This is a genomic window from Arthrobacter sp. UM1, assembly GCF_020483305.1.
GTDB lineage: Bacteria > Actinomycetota > Actinomycetes > Actinomycetales > Micrococcaceae > Falsarthrobacter.
In genome coordinates this window covers 104,527-123,113 of the sequence record NZ_JACWAB010000006.1, presented here as the reverse complement: position 1 = coordinate 123,113, position 18,587 = coordinate 104,527, and the positions used below count along the sequence as shown (strand labels likewise).

10 protein-coding genes are annotated in these 18,587 nt (G+C 65.0%); 8 read left to right on the top strand and 2 right to left on the bottom strand.

The window, feature by feature from the left end:
- The first annotated feature begins 1,177 nt into the window (after nt 1-1,177).
- The 6 genes from H9I38_RS08560 to H9I38_RS08535 all read left to right on the top strand — a co-directional run bounded on the left by H9I38_RS08560 (nt 1,178) and on the right by H9I38_RS08535 (nt 7,614).
- On the top strand, nt 1,178-2,371 hold the full coding sequence (locus tag H9I38_RS08560; RefSeq protein WP_226338417.1) for an amidohydrolase family protein: 1,194 nt from the start codon (nt 1,178-1,180) through the stop codon (nt 2,369-2,371).
- A 116-nt stretch (nt 2,372-2,487) separates the two neighbouring features.
- Nucleotides 2,488-4,119 (top strand): histidine ammonia-lyase, encoded by a 1,632-nt coding sequence (gene hutH, locus H9I38_RS08555; RefSeq protein WP_226338380.1) that lies wholly within the window; start codon nt 2,488-2,490, stop codon nt 4,117-4,119.
- Between the two features lie 119 nt (nt 4,120-4,238).
- A complete protein-coding gene (locus H9I38_RS08550; protein ID WP_226338378.1) occupies nt 4,239-5,696 on the top strand; it encodes a sugar porter family MFS transporter in 1,458 nt (485 codons plus the stop codon).
- 9 nt (nt 5,697-5,705) lie between these two features.
- Entirely contained in the window at nt 5,706-6,050 is a 345-nt protein-coding gene (locus H9I38_RS08545) for an MTH1187 family thiamine-binding protein (protein WP_226338377.1), read from the top strand.
- A gap of 71 nt (nt 6,051-6,121) precedes the next feature.
- The gene (locus tag H9I38_RS08540; protein ID WP_226338375.1) at nt 6,122-6,640 is read left to right on the top strand and encodes a GNAT family N-acetyltransferase; all 519 of its coding nucleotides are present in this window, start codon (nt 6,122-6,124) and stop codon (nt 6,638-6,640) included.
- A gap of 92 nt (nt 6,641-6,732) precedes the next feature.
- Entirely contained in the window at nt 6,733-7,614 is an 882-nt protein-coding gene (locus tag H9I38_RS08535) for a spermidine synthase (RefSeq protein WP_226338374.1), read from the top strand.
- A gap of 21 nt (nt 7,615-7,635) precedes the next feature.
- Here the strand turns inward: H9I38_RS08535 and H9I38_RS08530 are convergent, their stop codons facing one another.
- Entirely contained in the window at nt 7,636-7,941 is a 306-nt protein-coding gene (locus H9I38_RS08530; RefSeq protein WP_226338372.1) for a GNAT family N-acetyltransferase, read from the bottom strand.
- Nucleotides 7,938-8,459 carry a carboxymuconolactone decarboxylase family protein gene (locus tag H9I38_RS08525; protein ID WP_226338371.1) on the bottom strand — a complete coding sequence of 174 codons (522 nt, stop codon included), beginning with the start codon at nt 8,457-8,459 and terminating at the stop codon, nt 7,938-7,940. The genes H9I38_RS08530 and H9I38_RS08525 overlap by 4 nt, the downstream gene beginning before the upstream one ends.
- Nucleotides 8,460-8,741: 282 nt before the next feature.
- Between H9I38_RS08525 and H9I38_RS11060 the strand changes: the two genes are divergently transcribed.
- Complete coding sequence (locus H9I38_RS11060) at nt 8,742-8,927, top strand: MbtH family protein (protein WP_226338370.1); 186 nt, start codon at nt 8,742-8,744, stop codon at nt 8,925-8,927.
- Nucleotides 8,928-9,015: 88 nt separating this feature from the next.
- On the top strand, nt 9,016-18,567 hold the full coding sequence (locus H9I38_RS08515) for a non-ribosomal peptide synthetase (RefSeq protein ID WP_226338416.1): 9,552 nt from the start codon (nt 9,016-9,018) through the stop codon (nt 18,565-18,567).
- The last annotated feature ends 20 nt before the right edge of the window (nt 18,568-18,587 follow it).

The following is an 18,587-nucleotide window of genomic DNA, read 5'->3' as shown; positions in this document are numbered from 1 at the left end:
CCGGGTGTCGGCACATCGCCTCGCGGCCCCGTCAGCGGTCTTCCCGCTGTCGGGGCCGCACCCGTTTCCGCCGCGGTCAGGTACCCGCCCCGCCTGCCCCATGCTCGCCCGGGCCCTCGCCCGCGCCCACACCCCTTTTCGCCGTCGCACCCGTTCCTGCTCGCTTCGGCCCCGCGATCACACCCCTTCCCGCCACGACACCCCTTTTCCGCTCAAAATCATGTGCGATTATGGGTGTTTTCGTCGGTTCCGGGTGTGAACGAGCGGGGTGAGCGATTCCGGGTGCGAACCGGCGGAGGTGTGCGTTTCCCCGGGGGGGGGCAGGGATGGGCTCTGGTCCGGTGCGTCTGCGCGATGTGTGCGCGGTTGAACGACGACGACGCGTGCTGCGTGAAACGGCGGAGCTTGAAGGCAGAGCAGTTGTTGAGATGCTCCGCATCTCCCGACTCCGCCTCAGCCGGTTCTGTCACTGCGAAGTCGGGCATCGCGGAGCCGCAGCTCACTCTGAGCACGGCATGCCGGCTGCGGCCGTCTCCCGCTCGCGCGCCCTACACCCGTTTCCGTCACCGCACCCCTTTTCCGCTCAAAATCGCGTTCGTTTATGGGTGTTTTCGTCGATTCCGGGTGTGAACGGAGGGAGGGAGCGTTTCCGGGTGTGAACGGGGCGGGGGCTGAGCGCTTTCGGGTGTGAGCGCGTGTGAGCGGACGGGGGAGGGGGCGTTTCCGGGTGTGAACGGGCCGGGGTGAGCGTTTCCCGGTGTGAGTGGGCAGGGCTCGGCGGGGGAGCGGGTCCCGACAGTTCTGGTCCGGTATTTCGGACAACCCGAGGGGGCCGGGCGTTCACCTGAGCGGAGATCCGCACCATACTGGGAAGGGATCCGCACTCAGAGCTGGTCCACGGGAGGGGTCACGAGCCCCTCCGCCATGCGCCCCCGCAGAAGGACCGGCCGGTCCCCGCGGTTCCGGCAGCGCAGCGAAGCATCGAGCAGCAGGAGGGCACATGACCGACCAGGCCGCATCCGCCGCCCCGAACGCCGTATCCGCCCCTAAGGGCGACGACGCATCTCCGGCCCCGGCCACCCCCGCTTCGAACCCGGGAGCCGGTGCAGGCGGCGGCGCTTCGAACCCGGCCGCCCCCGCCAGCCTCCTCGTCACGGGCATCTCCGAGCTCTGGACGATGGACGAAGAGCGGAGCGTCGTCGAGAACGCGGCCGTGCTCATCGAGGGCGAGACGATCGCCTGGGTCGGCCCCGCCTCGAAGGCCCCGGACGCGGACGAGCGCCTCGACGTCGAGGGCCGCGCGGTCCTGCCCGGCTGGGTGGACTCGCATTCGCACCTCGTCTTCGCCGGGGATCGCTCCAAGGAGTTCCAGGCGCGCATGGCCGGCGAGTCATATTCCGCCGGAGGCATCGGCGTGACTACCGGGGCCACGCGCGAGGCCAGCGACGAGACCCTCCGCGCCCTCGTGGCCGGCCGCGTCGAGGACTCCTTCCGCGGAGGCACCACCACCCTCGAGACCAAGACCGGGTACGGCCTCAACGTGGAGGACGAGGCCCGCTCGGCCCGGATCGCCGCGGAGCTCGTGGACGACGTCACGTTCCTCGGCGCCCACCTCGTCCCCGCGGAGTACAAGGAGGACCCGGAGGCGTACATCGAGCTCGTCTGCGGGCCGATGCTGGACGCCGTCCTCGAGGCCGCGCCGAAGGAGAAGCTCCGCTTCGTGGACGCCTTCTGCGACAAGGGCGCCTTCACCCCCGAGCAGTCCCGCCGCGTCCTCGAGGCGGCCATGGCCAAGGGGCTCACCCCGCGCCTGCACGGCAACCAGCTCGGCGAGACCGGCGGCGCCCAGCTCGCCCTCGAGCTCAAGGCCGCGAGCGTGGACCACCTCAACTTCCTGAGCAGCGCGGACATCGAGGGGCTCGGCGCCTCGGGCCGCGCGTTCCGCGAGGCGGGCGGCCTTCCGGCGGTCGGCACCTCCGCGGAAGACGTCCCCTGGCCCACGGTGGCGACGGCGCTGCCCGCGTGCGACCTCTCCACCCGCGCGCCCCTCACCCCCGCACGGGAGCTGTGGGACGCGGGTGCCGTCGTCGCCCTGGCCTCGAACTGCAACCCGGGCACGAGCTACACCTCCAGCATGAGCTTCTGCGTGGGCACCGCCGTGCTCCAGCAGCACCTCTCGCTCGAGGAGGCCCTCGAGGCGGCCACGCTCGGCGGCGCCACCGCCCTGCGCCGCACCGACGTGGGCCGCGTGGTCCCCGGCGCCCGCGCCGACCTGCACATCCTCAACGCGCCCGCCGCGATCCACCTCGCCTACCGTCCCGGCATGCCGATGACGTGGGGCACGGTCCGCAAGGGCAGGCGGGTCGCATGAGCGGGCCCTGAGCCGCTCCCGCCCTGATCCCGGGCGCGCCCCGCCCCCGATCCGCCCCCCCCCGAAAACGCCCGACACCCGAACACGCCCCGACCCTGAGCACGAAAGGCCCCGCCATGACCTACCCCACCTCCGTCACCCTCTCGACGTCGGGCGTCTCGGCCGGCGACGTCGTCGCCGTCGCCCGCTACGACGCGAAGATCACGCTCGCCAAGGAGGCCCGCGAGAAGATCGCGCAGGTCCGCGAGCACATCGACACCCTGGCCGCCTCGGACACCCCGGCGTACGGCATCTCCACGGGCTTCGGCGCCCTCGCCAACACCTCCATCCCCGTGGAGAAGCGCGCGCAGCTGCAGAAGTCCCTCATCCGCTCGCACGCCGCGGGCACGGGCCCCCGCGTGGAGCGCGAGGTCATCCGCGCCCTCATGTTCCTGCGCCTCAAGACCCTCGCCTCGGGCCACACGGGCGTCCGCCCGGAGACGGTCGAGGCGTACACGGCGCTGCTCAACGCGGGCATCACGCCGATCGTCCACGAGTACGGCTCGCTCGGCTGCTCGGGCGACCTCGCCCCGCTGTCCCACTGCGCGCTCGTCCTCATGGGCGAGGGCCGCGCCGAGGACCGCGAGGGCAACGAGCGCCCGGTCCCGGAGCTGCTCAAGGAGGCCGGCATCGAGCCGCTCGTGCTCAAGGAGAAGGAGGGCCTCGCCCTCATCAACGGCACGGACGGGATGCTCGGGCAGCTCGTGCTCGCCCTCGCGGACCTCCAGGAGCTCGTCAAGGCGGCGGACGTGACGGCGGCGCTCGTCGTCGAGGCCCTCCGCGGCACGGACGGGCCGTTCGCGCCGGAGCTCCACCTCCCGCTGCGCCCGCACCCGGGCCAGGCGGACGCCGCCGCGAACATGTACGCGATCCTCCAGGGCTCGGAGCTCGTCGCCTCGCACAAGAAGGCGTTCGGCCGCGTCCAGGACGCCTACTCGCTGCGCTGCGCCCCGCAGGTGGCCGGCGGCCTCCGCGACACGATGGCCTACGTGGCCCAGGTGGCCGCCCACGAGCTCGCCGCCGCCGTGGACAACCCCGTGGTGCTCGAGGACGGCCAGGTCCGCTCCAACGGCAACTTCCACGGCGCGCCCGTGGCCTACGTCCTCGACTTCCTCGCGATCCCGGTGGCGGACCTCGCCTCGATGTCCGAGCGCCGCACGGACCGCCTCCTCGACCCGGCCCGCTCCCACGGCCTGCCGCCGTTCCTCGCGGAGGACCCGGGCACGGACTCGGGCCTCATGATCGCCCAGTACACGCAGGCCGGCCTCGTGGCGGAGATGAAGCGCCTCGCGGCGCCCGCGTCCGTGGACTCCATCCCGAGCTCGGCCATGCAGGAGGACCACGTCTCCCTCGGCTGGCACGCGGCCCGCAAGCTCCGCACGAGCGTGCAGAACCTGCGCCGCGTCCTCGCGATCGAGCTCCTCGCCGCAGCCCGCGCCATCGACTTCCGCGGGATCGACGCCGGCGCCGCCCGCGACGGCTCCGACCGTCTCCCGCAGAGCGGCAGCCCGGCGGGCGTGGACGGGAAGGAGCTCCCGACGGCGAAGCCCGGCCCCGTGGCCGCGTCCGTCATCGAGGGCCTCCGCGCGAGCGTCCCCGGCCCCGGCCAGGACCGCTTCATGGCCCCGGACATCGAGGGCGCCGAGCAGTTCATCGCCGCGGGCGGCCTCCTCGACGCCGTGCGCAAGGCGGGCCTCGAGCCGCGCTGACGCGCTGACAGCCGGGCCGGCGCCGCGCAGACGCGCGCTGACGCACACCGCGCCCACGCCGCCGCCCGGCCGAGGCTGAGGGATACTGTTCAGCAGGTCAGCAGTCAAAGGAGACATTGATGAGCCAGTCCCCCTCAGCCCCGGTCTCCGGCGCGCCCTCGCGCCGCCTGGGGCTCATCGCCCTCGTCGCCACGCTGGGCGGCCTGCTCTTCGGATATGACACCGGCGTCATCAACGGCGCCCTCCTGCCCATGTCGCGGGAGCTCGGCCTGACGGAGGTCACCCAGGGCGTCGTCACGAGCTCCCTGCTCTTCGGAGCCGCCGCGGGCGCGGTCACGGCGGGCCGCGTCTCGGACGCGCTCGGCCGGCGGCCCACGATCATCGGCCTCGCGGTCGTCTTCTTCCTCGGGGCGGTCCTGTGCGCGGCGACGCCGAACGTCGCCCTCCTCATCGTGGGCCGCGTCCTCCTCGGCCTCGCGGTGGGCGGCGCGTCCGCCGTCGTCCCCGTCTTCCTCGCGGAGCTCGCGCCGTACGAGATCCGCGGCTCGCTCTCGGGGCGGAACGAGCTCATGATCGTGGTCGGCCAGCTCGCCGCGCTCGTGGTCAACGCGGTCATCGGCACCACGCTGGGCCACCTCGAGGGGGTCTGGAGGATCATGCTCTCGGTGGCGGCGCTGCCCGCCGTCGCGCTCTTCTTCGGGATGCTCCGCATGCCGGAGTCGCCGCGCTGGCTCATGGCCCAGGGGCGGTTCGAGGAGGCGCTCGCCGTCCTCAAGACCGTCCGGACCGAGGAGCGCGCCGAGGCCGAGGTCCGGGAGATCCGCGAGCTCGTCCACGAGGAGCACGAGGAGAAGACCGGGCTCGGGGCCGTGCTCGGGCAGAAGTGGCTGCTGCGGATCCTGCTCGTGGGCATCGCGATCGGCGTGTTCCAGCAGCTCACCGGCATCAACTCGATCATGTACTACGGCCAGGTGGTGCTGCGGGACGCGGGCTTCGCGGAGAACGCGGCCCTTGTGGCGAACATCGCGCCGGCGCTCATCGCCGTTGTCGGCGCGTTCATCGCGCTCTGGATGATGGAGCGGATCAACCGCCGGACCACGATGATCACGGGGTACACGCTCACGGCGCTCTGCCACGTGCTCATCGGCCTCGCGTCCGTGCTCGTGCCGGCGGGGCCGGTCAAGCCGTACATCATGCTCGTGCTCATCGTGGCGTTCGTCGGATCCATGCAGACGTTCCTCAATGTGGCCACGTGGGTGCTGCTCAGCGAGATCTTTCCGCTGCACATGCGGGCCGTGGGCATGGGCGTGTCGGTGTTCTGCATGTGGATCGCCAACGCCCTCATCACCCTCACCTTCCCGAGCCTCCTCGCGGCGATCGGCCTCACCGGCTCCTTCTTCTCCTTCGCCGCGGTCAACGTCCTCGCGGCGCTCGTCATGTGGCGCTTCCTGCCGGAGACGCGCGGCCGGAGCCTCGAGGAGGTGGAGGACGGCGTCTCGAGCGGCGAGCTCTTCGCGCGGGAGCACGACGACGACGGCCGTCACGCGCCGGTGCACGGCCACGGGGCACGGGGATAGGGTGGAGGCATGATCGCAGCCTTCTCCGTTGCACCCTCCGGAAAGCCGTCCGACCCCTCGCTGGCCGGCCGCGGCGAGCACGACGACGCCTCGGTCCACGAGGCCGTGGCCGCCGCCGTCCGCGTGGTCCGCGAGTCCGGCCTGCCCAACCGCACCAGCTCGATGTTCACCGAGGTCGAGGGCGAGTGGGACGAGGTCATGGACGTGGTCAAGCGGGCCGCCGAGGCCGTGGGCCGGTACGGGTCCCGCGTCTCGCTCGTGCTCAAGGCGGACATCCGCCCCGGGTACACGGGCGAGCTCGAGGGCAAGCTGGAGCGTCTCGAGGACGCCATCGGGGCCAGCGAGAACGTCTAGAGCGAGAATCCCGAGAGCGAGCACGTCGAGGAGGAGCGGCGCCCGGCCCGAGAGCCCGCGCTGACGCACGCATGCCACAGATCATCATCCGCGAGGGCACCCGAGAGGACATCGAGGCCACCCTGCGGGCCAAGCTCGAGATCCACCGCGAGTGCTACCCGTTCCGGGGCGAGGAGGTCTTCTCACTCGTCGAGCGCGGCATCCCCAAGGACGTCATGTTCTGGGAGGCCGGCATGGAGCTCGGGATGCGCTTCCACGTGGCGCTGGACGGGGATCGGGTGGTCGGCATGTCCGGCGCGCGCCCGGGCCAGGCCGAGGAGGGCGAGTCCGCGCCCCTGGCCGAGACCGAGCTGCAGGTGCTCTACCTCCACGAGGACTACCGGGGCCGCGGCACCGCCGACCTGCTCCTCGCCGCCGCCGTCGGCCGCCTGCCCGCCTACCTCTGGGTGCTCGAGGGCAACGACCGCGCCATCGCGTTCTACGAGAAGCACGGCTTCCGCCGGACCGGCGAGCGCGAACAGCTCGACGAGACCTGGGACAACCGGTTCGAGCTGCGGATGCTCCGCCAGGGCTCCGCCGAAGGCGCCTGACGCCGCGTCCCGTCCGCCCCGTTCCGCACCCCCTGTTCCGCCCCCGCTGTCCTGTCCGCTCCACCGACCTCGACCTTCACGGAGACCTTTCCATGCCCCGCAAGAAGAACGACGACGACCTGCAGCCCATGGCCCAGTCCTTCCGGATCGAGACGGGCCTCGCCCGGATCGAGCCGGACCCCTACAGCGACGGCGGCTGGGTGCTCTGGGTCAACGGAGTGCAGTCCTCCCACATCGCGGAGGACCCGGCGCGCCTCGAGTTCGAGTACATGCAGTGGATCGCGGCCGGAATCGAGCACCGGTTCACAGACCGCGAGGCCAAGCTGAACTTCCTGCACCTCGGCGGCGGCGCGTGCTCCCTGCCGCGCTGGTCCCTGGCCGTGTATCCGGAGTCCCGCAGCCTCGTCATCGAGGTGGACGCGGCCCTCTCCGAGAAGGTCCGCGAGGTGTTCGACCTCCCGCGCGCCCCGAAGCTGCGCATCCGGGACGAGGACGCCCGCAAGGCTGTGGACGGCATGAAGGCGAACACCCGGGACGTGGTCATCCGCGACGTCTTCTCCACGGACAAGACGGACTGGAGCTGCACCACCCAGGAGTTCATGGAGGGCGTCCAGCGCATCCTGCGCCCGGGCGGCCTCTACCTCTCCAACATCGGGGACCGCGCGGAGCTCAAGGACTCCAAGCAGGAGATGGCGACGGCGCTCGAGGTGTTCGAGCACGTCGCCGTCATCGCGGACCCGGCCATGTTCAAGGGCCGGCGGTCCGGGAACTTCGTGCTCATGGCCGCGGACGAGCCCATCCAGCCGGACGCCCAGCTCGCCAAGGTCCTCCGCGGAAGCGCCGTCCCCGCGCAGGTGTGGGACACGGAGAAGGTCCGCGAGTACTGCGCCGGGGCGTCCGTCCGCCTGGACAAGGACGATCCGGCACCCGGCGAGACGCCCGAGGCCGAGCGGCCCGCGCTGGCGGGGATGTAGGGGCGGGGAGCCCGCGCCCGCTCAGGCGGACTCGACCGCGAGCTCCTGCCACTCCGGGTGCTCGGGGAGGAACGTGTCCCGGATGAACGGGCAGTTGGGCTTGACCCTGCCGCCCTGCTCCTGGACGTACTCGAATCCGTACTGGGCGATCTCTCCGGCGAGGCCGTGGCCCTGGTAGTCGTCCTCGACGCCCGTGTGGAGGAAGACGTAGGTGCTGCCGCGCTGGTGGAAGACGAGCTCGGCCGCGAGCTTGCCGTCCGCCGTGCGCGCCTCGAAAGCGGGGTTGTCCTCGCGGGAGGCGACGCTGAAGGTGAGGTCGGTGTTCATGCCTGTTCCTTTCGGACGGGGTAGCGGGAGACGATCGACATCCGGTTGAAGGCGTTGATGACCGTGGCAGCCCAGGCGAGGACGCCGTACTTCTCCTCGCCGAGGAACTCGACGGCGTCGAGGACGAGCGCCTCCATCTCCTCGTCCGGCACGATCCGCGTGACGGCCTCGGAGACCGCGAGGGCCGCTCGCTGCTCGGGGGAGTAGAGATCCGCGTCCCGCCAGGCCGGGAGGATGTCGATCTGCTGCTGCGTCACGCCGGCCTTGAGGGCCTTCGGCGCGTGCGTGCTGAGGCAGTAGGCGCAGCCGTTGATCTGCGAGGCGCGCAGGTTGACCAGCTCGATGAGGTCCGCGCCCACGCCCGCGTCCTTCGCAGCCTGCGCGAGCGCGGTGTGCACGCCGCCCATCGCCTTGTAGACGCCCGGGTGGACCTTGTCGAGGAAGGGCCGGCGGGCCGCCCTGCCGTCGAACGGGCTCACGCTGGGGTCTCCGGCCACGGTGCCGTCGGTGAGGGTCATGTTCGGTCCTTTCGGTCTGTTGCGGGGGCGGGAGCACCAGGGGCGCGTCCTGCGCGGGCTTTGAGCGTTCCGAGCTGATGGTCGGCCCTGTGGCGCCAGCAACTCGACGACGTGTTCCCTTAACACGGGGAGGGGAAGAGTTGTTCCCCCAAGTTAACGTAGGCCGAAGAAGCTGTGGCCCGGATGAACTAGTTGTTCCGAATCGATTAATACTCTTTACTTTGACTCAGATCACTCCTAGGCTCTTGTCTCAAGAGGCTTGCCCACGAAGGAGGGACGGGTATGACAGTCTCCCTGTTCGAAAGCGAACAATCCGAGTTTCTTGCGTTGAGAAATGTCGCAGGCCAGTACTCGCTGTGGCCTTCCTGGCTTGAGGTGCCTGCGGGCTGGTCGGCTGAGTTCGGGCCCTCCAGTCGGGGCGATGTGCTCTCGTACATCGAAAACTCCTGGGTAGAACGACAGTTTTGAGAGGCCTGCCTAGTCGTGTCCTGTCTCAGGATGACGGGACGTAGAAATCTATGTGCTGCAATCCAATTTCCTGATCTTTGGAGTGTCAATGCGTCGTGGGGTCGCAGACCTTGCTCCCATCGAGGAGCACCCTGTCTTTACTCGATTTTTCAATGTCGCTCGCATTGAACCGGAACGAGTGGCACTGGTCGCCGAGAGTGGCCAATGGACGTATGGACAACTACTCAGATGGGCTGGCGCGTTCGCGGAGCAGTTGCAGGGCGAAGGCGTGGGGCAGGGGACGGTCGTTGCCCTCCACTGCAATCGAGGCCCCGGGTTAGTCGCGGCTCTAGTTGCCTTGGCTCAGCTGGGATCCATCGTCTTGCCGCTAGACAGGGGGCACCCTGCTCGTAGGTCGCGCTCCGCTATTGAGGATTCAGGCTGCGGACTCCTCATAGAAGACGGGGGGTTCGATGATCTCGAATATGGCCCGGATGAATGGCCAGAGCGGGTGCCTCTGGCGGATGGAACTGGCGCCGCCTGTCAGAAACTCAGCCTCCGAAAGGCCCCTAGGGCGCCGGGGCGTCTTCTGGCTCGGGACCGGGAAACCGCTTACGTGCTCTACACGTCAGGCACGACAGGCCGGCCCAAAGGGGTGCGGCTCGGTTCTCAAGGCATTGTTGATCTGCTTTCACATGATAGCCGTGTGGCTGTTGGCTCGGAAGATCGAGTAGCGATGCTCGCATCCCCGGCGTTCGACGCGATGCTCCTCGAAGTTTGGCTGGCGCTGACCAATGGCGCTTCTCTGGTGGTTGGTGCTTCTCAGGACGTCATGTCTGTATCCAGCCTCGGGGATTTTCTCTGGCGCAACAGAGTGTCGGTTCTGTGGCTGACGGCGGGGCTCTTCCATGAAATCGTCAGAGCTGACGTGGAGGTTTTCAGGGGACTCCGCCGACTGATGACAGGCGGGGATGTCGTCTCGACAAGGCACTTTGCGCGAGTTCGGCAGAAGTTTCCAGCCATTGAGCTTTTCAATTGTTACGGGCCAACTGAAAACACAATTTTCTCGACAGTTTACGAAGGTAATCCCGAAGGGGAGGATTTAGGGTCTCCGCTTCCTATTGGCACTCCGGTAGGAGCGACAAGAACACGAATCGTCGATTCTGAATATCAAGAAGTAGCCCCTGGTTTTCTTGGGGAACTGTGGGTCGGGGGCGCTCGGCTGTCTCCTGGGTATCTCAATTCTGATCACCATAATTCAACACGTTTCACATTTGATGAAAATGGCGAGCGGTGGTTCAAGACGGGAGATTTTGTAAGACTGCGTGCAGATGGTGAGCTTGAATTTTGTGGAAGAGAGGATGACCAAGTAAAAATCCGAGGGCATCGAGCCAGCCTCGGTGAGATACAGAACGCCGTTCTCCAGGCTCCAGGGATACGGGACTGTTGCGCCGTCTTAAGTCATGAAGACCCTCCGCGTCTCATTGCATATGTTGTGGAGTCGGGCGAGTCCACTCCCGCTGGAGGGCTCCTACCCCCCGGCGTCCAGATCGAGTTGCGGGAGACAGTAGGAAATTCGCTCCCGGATTCAATGGTCCCGCAGCTTTTCATCGCTGTCCGTGATTTTCCTCTAACGCCGAATGGGAAGACTGACAGGCGAGCGTTGCCTTTTCCGGAATCAGCTGAAGCGTTCGGCCTTGAGCAGAACAGAATCGAGAGTGGATCGGAGCTCGAGCAGGAAGTGCTCCGCTTGTCTTCTCAGGCCGTGCGAGCGCAAACCGGACTTAGAACAAATCTCCTGACAAGCGGCGGTGGTGACTCCCTTTCGCTTATGCGTCTAATTGCGGCCGTCGAGCGTCAATACGGCGTTTGTCTCGCCGCCGAGACTGTATTCTCAGATCCCACGCCGGCGGGAATCGCGGCTGCAGTGAGCGAGGCAAAAGAGAGAGGAGGGACGTTTGTCTCCAATTCTGGAAAAGGCGGGCCTCAGCGGCAAGCCCCGGATTTTGCCTCCTCTTCCAGCGAGCAGACGACGGGGCAAGGGGCGATCCAGTACCGGGCGGCCCCGGCACAGCAGCAGTTCTGGCGGGCACACTGCGCTGCTCCAGCCTCCGTTCAATACAACTGCCCGCAGGCGTTTAGGCTTCGAGGGGGCATACAAACTGAGTGTTTAATTGACTCCGTCGACGCCCTGGTTGATGAGACCGGGTTGCTTCGCTCAACCTTCTCGGAAGACGTAGATGGAGTTCTATGGGTGCATGAACATCCCAGGGTGAGGAGGATCCTAGATGTAGTCGACCTGACAGGGCAGGTCCCGGAAGAACGCGAAGCACAGCTGAACGCGTTGCTTGAGGCGTACTGTGCACAGCCGTTCGCTCTCGAGAGCGGGCCGGTTCTCCGCGGTGCGTTGATTTCGCTTGCAGAGGACGAATTCGTTCTCTTCCTCGACGTACATCACATCGTCACAGACGGGTGGTCGCAGGGTCTGCTTAATCGTCGTCTGAACGAACTCTATTCGGACAAGTGCGCCGGGCGAGCAAGCGCAGCGCCGCCTGGGGAATCCTACTCAGAGGCTGCACGCCGTCGGGGCGAAGATTCTCACTTGGCGCGGCTTGAAAATCAGCGGCAGTGGTGGGGGGAAAGACTATGCGAAGTAGAGCCTCTTCGATTGCCGACGGATCGCCCGAGGCCTCTCACCCGATCCAGAGCGGGAGACCGGGTGACATCCAAGATCGCGCCCGAGCTTCTTGAGCGGTGCCAGCTGTTCGCCTCCGAGGAACACGCGTCCGTCTTCTCTGTTCTAGTGGCAGCTCTGAGGATCCTTTTAGCTCAGCATTCCGGTCAGATGAACCCCACTCTCGGCGTAGTCGTATCTGGACGAACCGATTCGCGTGAAGACGAAACAGTGGGGCCGTTCGTCAACACTCTTCCCATCACGGGGTCCCTGGATCCCGATGAGAACTTTAGTGGCGTCGTCGCGAACAGCCGGGATTCAATGATGGAGGCGTTCGCTGCAGGAGATCTGGCAGTTGGTGACATCCTCGCAGCCTGGAATGAGCTGGGGCCGGGGGAAAGCTACGCTGAGATTAGTGTGTCCGCGGTCTTACAGGACGAGCAGGATTCGTCTCTCATGCTTGACGGAGCGGAGGTTGAAGCGGTCTGTCTTCCGAGGCATGCCGCCATCTTTGACTTGGCCTTTGAGTTCACAAAGACACAGAACTCCATGGACGTCTCGCTGGAGTACGACGCAGAGATCTTCGACAGAGAGACTGTTCGCGCCCTCTTGGAACGCTTTGGCTCGTTGCTGGAGATGTCTGTAGGGAACGCGCGCGGAGGCTCTAAGACTCTCGCGATACGCAACCTTCCAATCGTGTCGCCTCATGAGGAGCAGCGGATCCTCCAGGGGTGGAACGGGCGCCATGAAGCCTTTGACGAATCGCCGGTTCACCTTCAGTTTTTGCATCAGGTTCAGGCGGATCCGCAGAAGCTTGCATTAAGAGAACTAGGTTGCTCTGTTTCATATGGAAGACTCGAGCAGCTGGCGCATGCCGGAGCAAATCGGCTTCGCGAGGCAGGGGTAGTTCCGGGCGATATCGTTCCCGTGGCTCTTCCGCCAGGGGTTGATTTCGTCGTTGCCCTTCTGGCGCTCGGATTTTGTGGTGCGGCGCCCACGCCGTTGGCCCCGGAAACACCGCGCGCGCGGTTTGACTACGTTGTCCGCGACACCCGCGCCCAGGTAGTCGTAGCGAACGCGTCTACAACGGTGCCTGTGGGCCCACGCGTTGTGGACATGTCGAGGCTCCTTGCGGATCAAGGTGAACGGGCGGTTTTCCAAGCGGACCAGGACCACCCTGCGTACGTCATTTACACCTCGGGCACGACGGGGCGACCCAAGGGCGTCGTCGTGGCGCACAGGCAGCTGGCCGGGCTTTGCCACTGGGCTCGTCGCGAACTTGGTCTCCGACCTGGGAAAAGAATGGCTCAGCTGGTCAGCCTGGGGTTCGATCCCGTCATGCTGGAAGTATGGGGCACCCTCGCTTCGGGAGCTACGCTGACGGTGCCTGAAAATCGGGTCCTGGGTGATCCGCCCGAACTAGTTCGCTGGCTGGCAGAAGAGGAAGTAACGCATGCCATCGTCGTGACTTCACGAGTTGACTCCGTGTTCGATGAGATCAGTTTGTTGCTGGAGCGGGCCGATCGCGAGGGGACACCCAGCGGACTAGCTCTGGATGCCCTTATCGTCGGAGGCGAGAGGCTCCGGCGGCGACCGGAACAATCGTGGCGCTTTCGGGTCTACAACGCGTACGGGCCGACTGAGGCGACTGTCCTCGCAACAGTGGGCCTCGTTGCTCCTGAGAGTCCACGCATGCCGGAATCTCCGAGCATCGGTCAGGCGATTCCCAACATGGATGCTCTCATCGTGGACGACGAAGGCCGGCTTCTTCCCCCAGGCATTCCAGGTGAGCTTTGGCTGCGCGGGGTAGGTCTTGCCGTGGGGTACCTCGGTCAAGAGGGCCTGACCACGGAGAGGTTCTTCAACTCAGAGTGCTTCGGCCGCGTCTATCGGACTGGAGACACAGTCCGGTGGACCCGGACTGGCGAGATTCAGTTCATCGGCAGGAACGATTCGCAGGTGAAGATTCGCGGACATCGGATCGAGCTCGGCGAAGTGGAGCAAGTTCTTGCAGAATCTGGTGCGCCGAGCGGGACTCGAGTGCTGGCCCGACAAGATGCCCGTGGCCACACCAGGCTCGTGGCATATGCACTCTGTTCTTCCGAGGGGCCGGACATGGTGGCTCGAGAGGCGCTCTCCGCCTCCGTTCTCGCCGCCGCGAGCCGAATGCTGCCAGGCTACATGCAACCGGAGTTCCTTTGGATAGATAAGTGGCCAATGACTTCTCGGGGGAAACTCGACGAAGGCGCGCTTCCGCTCCCCGCCTGGGGTGAGGGTAGGACGTCGGTCGAAAATGCTGAGCCTTTGAGTGTCGGCGAACAGGCGCTGGCTGAGGCCTGGGAAGAGGTTCTCGGCCTTCCGCCGGCTTCTCGGAATGAGAGCTTTTTCGCAGCAGGCGGCGATTCGATCCTTGCTCTCCAGCTCGTGTCTGCTGCGCGCAGGAGGGGTTTCACCTTCAATGCTCAGGCGGTGTTTCGCGAACAGACAGTCCAGGGCCTTGCTGCTGGGCAGACGGCCTCGTTGGAGTCCGGAATCATCCAGACCGAGCCGTGGGGAGAGTTGCCCTTGCTTCCCGTCCATAGGCTCTACTTCGAGGGGGTGCCTGGAGGGGCCGCCTTTAATCAGTCAGTAGTGCTGGGACTTCGGACGGAGGTAGAAGACGCCGAAATCATCGATGCAGTGCGGAGGGTCGTCAAGGCGCACCCTGGACTCGGATTGCAGGTGCAGACTGGGCCGGGAGGACCGATTGAGACCCTACAAGCGGTGGAGCCCAATGTAGAGGTTAGGACGCTTCCCCGTACCCAGTCTCTCCATGAGGTCATCAGCGAAATCCAAAGCGAACCCCTGCCTGCTCGAGAACCATCACTTTTTCGCGCTGTCGTGCTCAGCGCTGGCGGCGAGCGAAAGCTGGTTCTTGTGGCCCATCACCTTGTCATCGATGGGGTCTCGTGGCGCATCATTTTGTCAGATCTCGAACAGGCTTGGGCCGATTTGAGAACTGGAGGCAACGGGATCTTGCCAGAGGGCACGGGACTGCGAGCATGGGCCACTGCGCTAAATAGTCAGCGGGCTCGCTTTGAGGGGGACCGGGAGAAGTGGGCTGAGCACATGCGGGGTCTCTTGTCTCCACCACCTGGGTTAGAGCCCGGCCGGGAATCGGAAGCAGTCACAGTGACGGCAAGATTCTCTCAGGCAGAGACATCGCGTCTCGAAGAGCTTTTGAGACTAGCTCACCGGGGCAGCATGAAGGACGTCCTCCTGGGGGTGGCTTCTGTGGCCGTGATGGATTGGCTCGGCGATGACGAGATTACCGTCGGTATTGAAGGACACGGCAGAGACGAAGACCTGTTCCAGGGATGTGACTTGAGCCGTACCGTTGGCTGGTTCACGAGCTATCACCCATTCAGAGTCATTCGTCCAGCGGCAGCCTCAGGCCGAGCGTATTCAAGCACGGACCTACTGGGGAGTATCGAGGAGATCCGCCGCCAGGCGGAAAGGATTCCCAATCCTGTTGGGTTCGGGCTGCTCGAGGCTGGAGCCGAGATCGGAAAGAGCGGAGGTCGTCCGGCAATCTCGTTTAATTATCTCGGCCGTTTTACTGAAACCGAGTCGGCAGTGGCAGAGTCTGTTTCTGGCATTGTCTTGGCTACCTCACCGGATGCTCCTCGACTCCATGGTCTTGATCTTCTGTTCCACGTTTCGGGTGGGCGACTGGAATTCACCGCCGTCTGCGGGGGGCGTTCCGCTCAGAGTCCTCGTCTTGCAGAGCTGGCTGATGTTATCGGAACCCGGATCCGGCAACTGCTCTCGGCTCTCGGCGACGAGGAAGAGACGGGCCCGTTTCCGCTGACTGAGATGCAAAAGGGCTTATTGGTCCACAGTCTGGGGCGTGGGGGAGTTCAGAGGGCCGGAGGGGGACCACACGAGGGGAAGCGCGCGGCTGCTTACCTTGAGCAGATCAGTTTCGACATCCATGGCACTGACGATCCGGAGCGCCTGGCAGAAGCCTGGAAGGAAACGGCACGTTCGCGGCCGGTCATGCGGACGACCCTTCACCTCGACGGAGCAGACGGCGGGGTTCAGCGCGTTCATGAGGACTCAGAGGGTGTAACCGTTTCGGTTTGCGACTGGCGGGACTTCAGCGAGTCCGATATTCGCGAGAAAACGGCTGAATATGTTCGCCAAGACGCTGCCAGGGGCCTTCGCCTGGATAGATTGCCAGTGATGAGAGTTATGGTCGCGCAAACCGGCGCGAGCACAGCTCGAGTCATCTGGACCTTTCCTCATGCACTTTTGGATGGCTGGAGCGGTGCTCAGCTTATTGCAGAGGTCCTACTTCGCTTCGCGGGGGACCGGGAGAGAGCGGCCCGACCTCGACCGTCGTTTCGGTCCTATGTGGACTGGGTGCGCTCTCAGTCGCAGGACGGCCTGTTGGGCGACTGGAAACGCTATCTGGAAGGCATTGAAGGGTCGACTCCACTGCCCTTCTCCCGTCCAGGCGCGGACGACGGAGAGGTCGTGGCAGACTCATCGATTAGATTCAATCTCACCACATCGGAAACGGAGCTCCTAGAGAGATTTGCGCGCCGTGAGCGTGTGACCGTTAATACGGTCCTGCAGGGCGCGTGGGGTCTAGTGCTCTCACGCCTGACCCAAGAGGATACGGTGACCTTCGGCGCGACCGTTGCCGGACGCCCGTCCGAAGTGGCTGGGGCGGAGGACATTCTAGGGATGTTCATCAACACGCTTCCCGTCCGTGTCGACTATGAGAGGGGCAGGAGCCCCGGTGCATTCCTGCGTCACCTACAAGAAGAAGCCAGCGCCTTGCGTGCGGTAGAGAATGTAAGCCAGTCGGCATTGCGGAGCCTGGTCGGATTGAAGCCTGGTGAGTCACTGTTTAGCTCCGTCATTGTCTATGAGAATTATCCCTCTATTGCAGCGGAGTACGCTCCGTATGGGTTGAGCATAAGCGGAATGCAAGGTTACAGCGGAACCAACTTCCCCCTCAATATTGTTGCGTACCCTGGCGACGAGTTCTCACTGCTTCTGACTTTCGACGACCGGCGGATTTCGGAATGCGGAGTCCGGTCCTTGGCGCGGCTTCTGCGTATTGCTTTACTGGGATTAACCAGGGCAAAGACGTTGGGATCAATTCGTTTGACGACCGGTTCTGAGCAGGCCGAACTTGTGGCTCTCGGCGACGGGGGCGAGTCCACTGATCGATTTGAGCTTCTCTGGGAGCCGCTTGCCCGAAACGCAGAAGAGAATCCAGAGGCTGTGGCCCTAGTTGACACTGACGGGCAGAGTTGGAGTTACAAGGCCCTGTGGGAAAAGGTCCTGCAGTGTGCACGCGGGCTGATCGCTCGGCGATTCTCTCCTGGTGACCGAGCTTTGATCCTCATGCCGCGGGGCGCGGAAGCGGTTGTCGCCTTGTTCGCCGTTCTGCGTGCAGGAGGGGTGGTTATTCCATTGGAGGTGGGAACCCCCATTGCGCGGGTTCGCTCCATGGCTGAAACAGTGGGCGCACAATGGGTTCTTGTCGACGCTGAAGCCGGCGCAGCTCACTCCGACCCAGTCTTGGACGGCGTCGAAACCGTCTCCGATCTTAGTCGGGCTCCAGCTCACGAGGAGACTCTTCCTGAGAGAAACTCCCCGAGCGCTCCGGCCTACATGGTTTTCACGTCTGGCACCACGGGCAAGCCGAAGGGCGTCGTTGTCTCTCATTCCGGGGCCCGTGTGACGACGAGCGCTGCGGCGCGACTCTACGGGGTCGGCTCGGGCACGCGGGTGCTGCTCGTTTGTTCTCTCGCCTTTGACGGAGGACTTCAGGACCTGTTCGGAGTGTTGGGCGCAGGGGGGACTCTCGTTCTCGCAGGGAACAATGCTCTCGCAGGTTCCTCGTCGCTGCATGAGCAGCTGCGCAGGTTCCAAATCGACTTCGTCTCTCTACCCACCTCACTGGCTGCAGAGCTCTCTGGAGAATTCCCGAGTCTGAAGGCAGTCGGTTCTGGCGGTGAAGCGCTTACCGGTGAGATTGCCTCCCGACCTCGCACATGGGACCTCGTGAACCTGTACGGCCCCAGCGAGGCGACCATTCTTGCAACCACGAAGAGGATCGGAGCCTGGCCCTCCGGAAAAGGCGTGCCTATCGGGCGGCCGGTTTCGGGCGTCCGCTGCCGTGTCTTGGGGGCTGATCTGGCACTGCTCCCCCGGGGTGGCACGGGCGAATTGTACATCGCAGGAGCGGGAGTAGCTCTCGGTTATGCAGGTGCGCCGGCGCAGACCGCAGAGCGGTTTGTCGCCGACCCCTACGGTCCACCAGGGTCCCGGATGTATCGCACTGGGGATCTTGTCCGTTGGCTTCCTGACGGCGACCTCGAATTCGTGGGGCGGGTCGATCAGCAAGTTAAAGTCCGCGGATTTCGAGTGGAGATGGGGGAGGTGGAAAGTGCCCTTCGGGCACTTTCTGGAATCGAGGACGCTCTAGTCGTCCCGTCTGAGACAGGAGGAGTTCGCGAACTCGCGGCCTACTGTATTGCGGCTCCAGGGGCGCCTGCGCCTACTCCAGGCGAGTTGCGGGAGCAGCTTGCGGAGTCACTGCCGGAGTATTTGGTTCCAGCAGCGTTCGTCATGCTTGGGGAGTTCCCCCTAAACAGCAACCGAAAAGTTGACCGGTCTGCTCTTCCTCCTGTTGAAAGGCGTCACCGCGTGGCCTCGGCCTTTAGATCTCCTTCTAACCCGACGGAGGAAGCAGTTTTGACGGCCTGGAAGGACGTTCTTGGGATTTCAGATATGGGAGTTGATGACGACGTTTTCGCTCTTGGCGCGGACTCGCTGTCCACTCTCAGGCTGTTGCCGAGACTGACTCAAGCCTTTGGTGTAGAGATTGCGCCGAGGGATGTGTTTCAAAATCCGACTGTAGCGAAGCTGGCAGATACGGTTCTCGATCTTATCCTTCAGCAGCTCGAGGCGGCGAGCGATGAATAGAAGAGAAAAATCTGCAGGAA

Excerpts from the sequence above, each read along its gene's own strand:
- H9I38_RS08540 (WP_226338375.1), top strand. The coding sequence starts at position 6,122 with ATGCCACAGATCATCATCCGCGAGGGCACCCGAGAGGACATCGAGGCC.
- H9I38_RS11060 (WP_226338370.1), top strand. The coding sequence starts at position 8,742 with ATGACAGTCTCCCTGTTCGAAAGCGAACAATCCGAGTTTCTTGCGTTG.
- H9I38_RS08550 (WP_226338378.1), top strand. The coding sequence starts at position 4,239 with ATGAGCCAGTCCCCCTCAGCCCCGGTCTCCGGCGCGCCCTCGCGCCGC.
- H9I38_RS08535 (WP_226338374.1), top strand. The coding sequence starts at position 6,733 with ATGCCCCGCAAGAAGAACGACGACGACCTGCAGCCCATGGCCCAGTCC.
- H9I38_RS08525 (WP_226338371.1), bottom strand. The coding sequence starts at position 8,459 with ATGACCCTCACCGACGGCACCGTGGCCGGAGACCCCAGCGTGAGCCCG.
- H9I38_RS08560 (WP_226338417.1), top strand. The coding sequence starts at position 1,178 with ATGGACGAAGAGCGGAGCGTCGTCGAGAACGCGGCCGTGCTCATCGAG.
- H9I38_RS08515 (WP_226338416.1), top strand. The coding sequence starts at position 9,016 with ATGCGTCGTGGGGTCGCAGACCTTGCTCCCATCGAGGAGCACCCTGTC.
- hutH (WP_226338380.1), top strand. The coding sequence starts at position 2,488 with ATGACCTACCCCACCTCCGTCACCCTCTCGACGTCGGGCGTCTCGGCC.
- H9I38_RS08545 (WP_226338377.1), top strand. The coding sequence starts at position 5,706 with ATGATCGCAGCCTTCTCCGTTGCACCCTCCGGAAAGCCGTCCGACCCC.
- H9I38_RS08530 (WP_226338372.1), bottom strand. The coding sequence starts at position 7,941 with ATGAACACCGACCTCACCTTCAGCGTCGCCTCCCGCGAGGACAACCCC.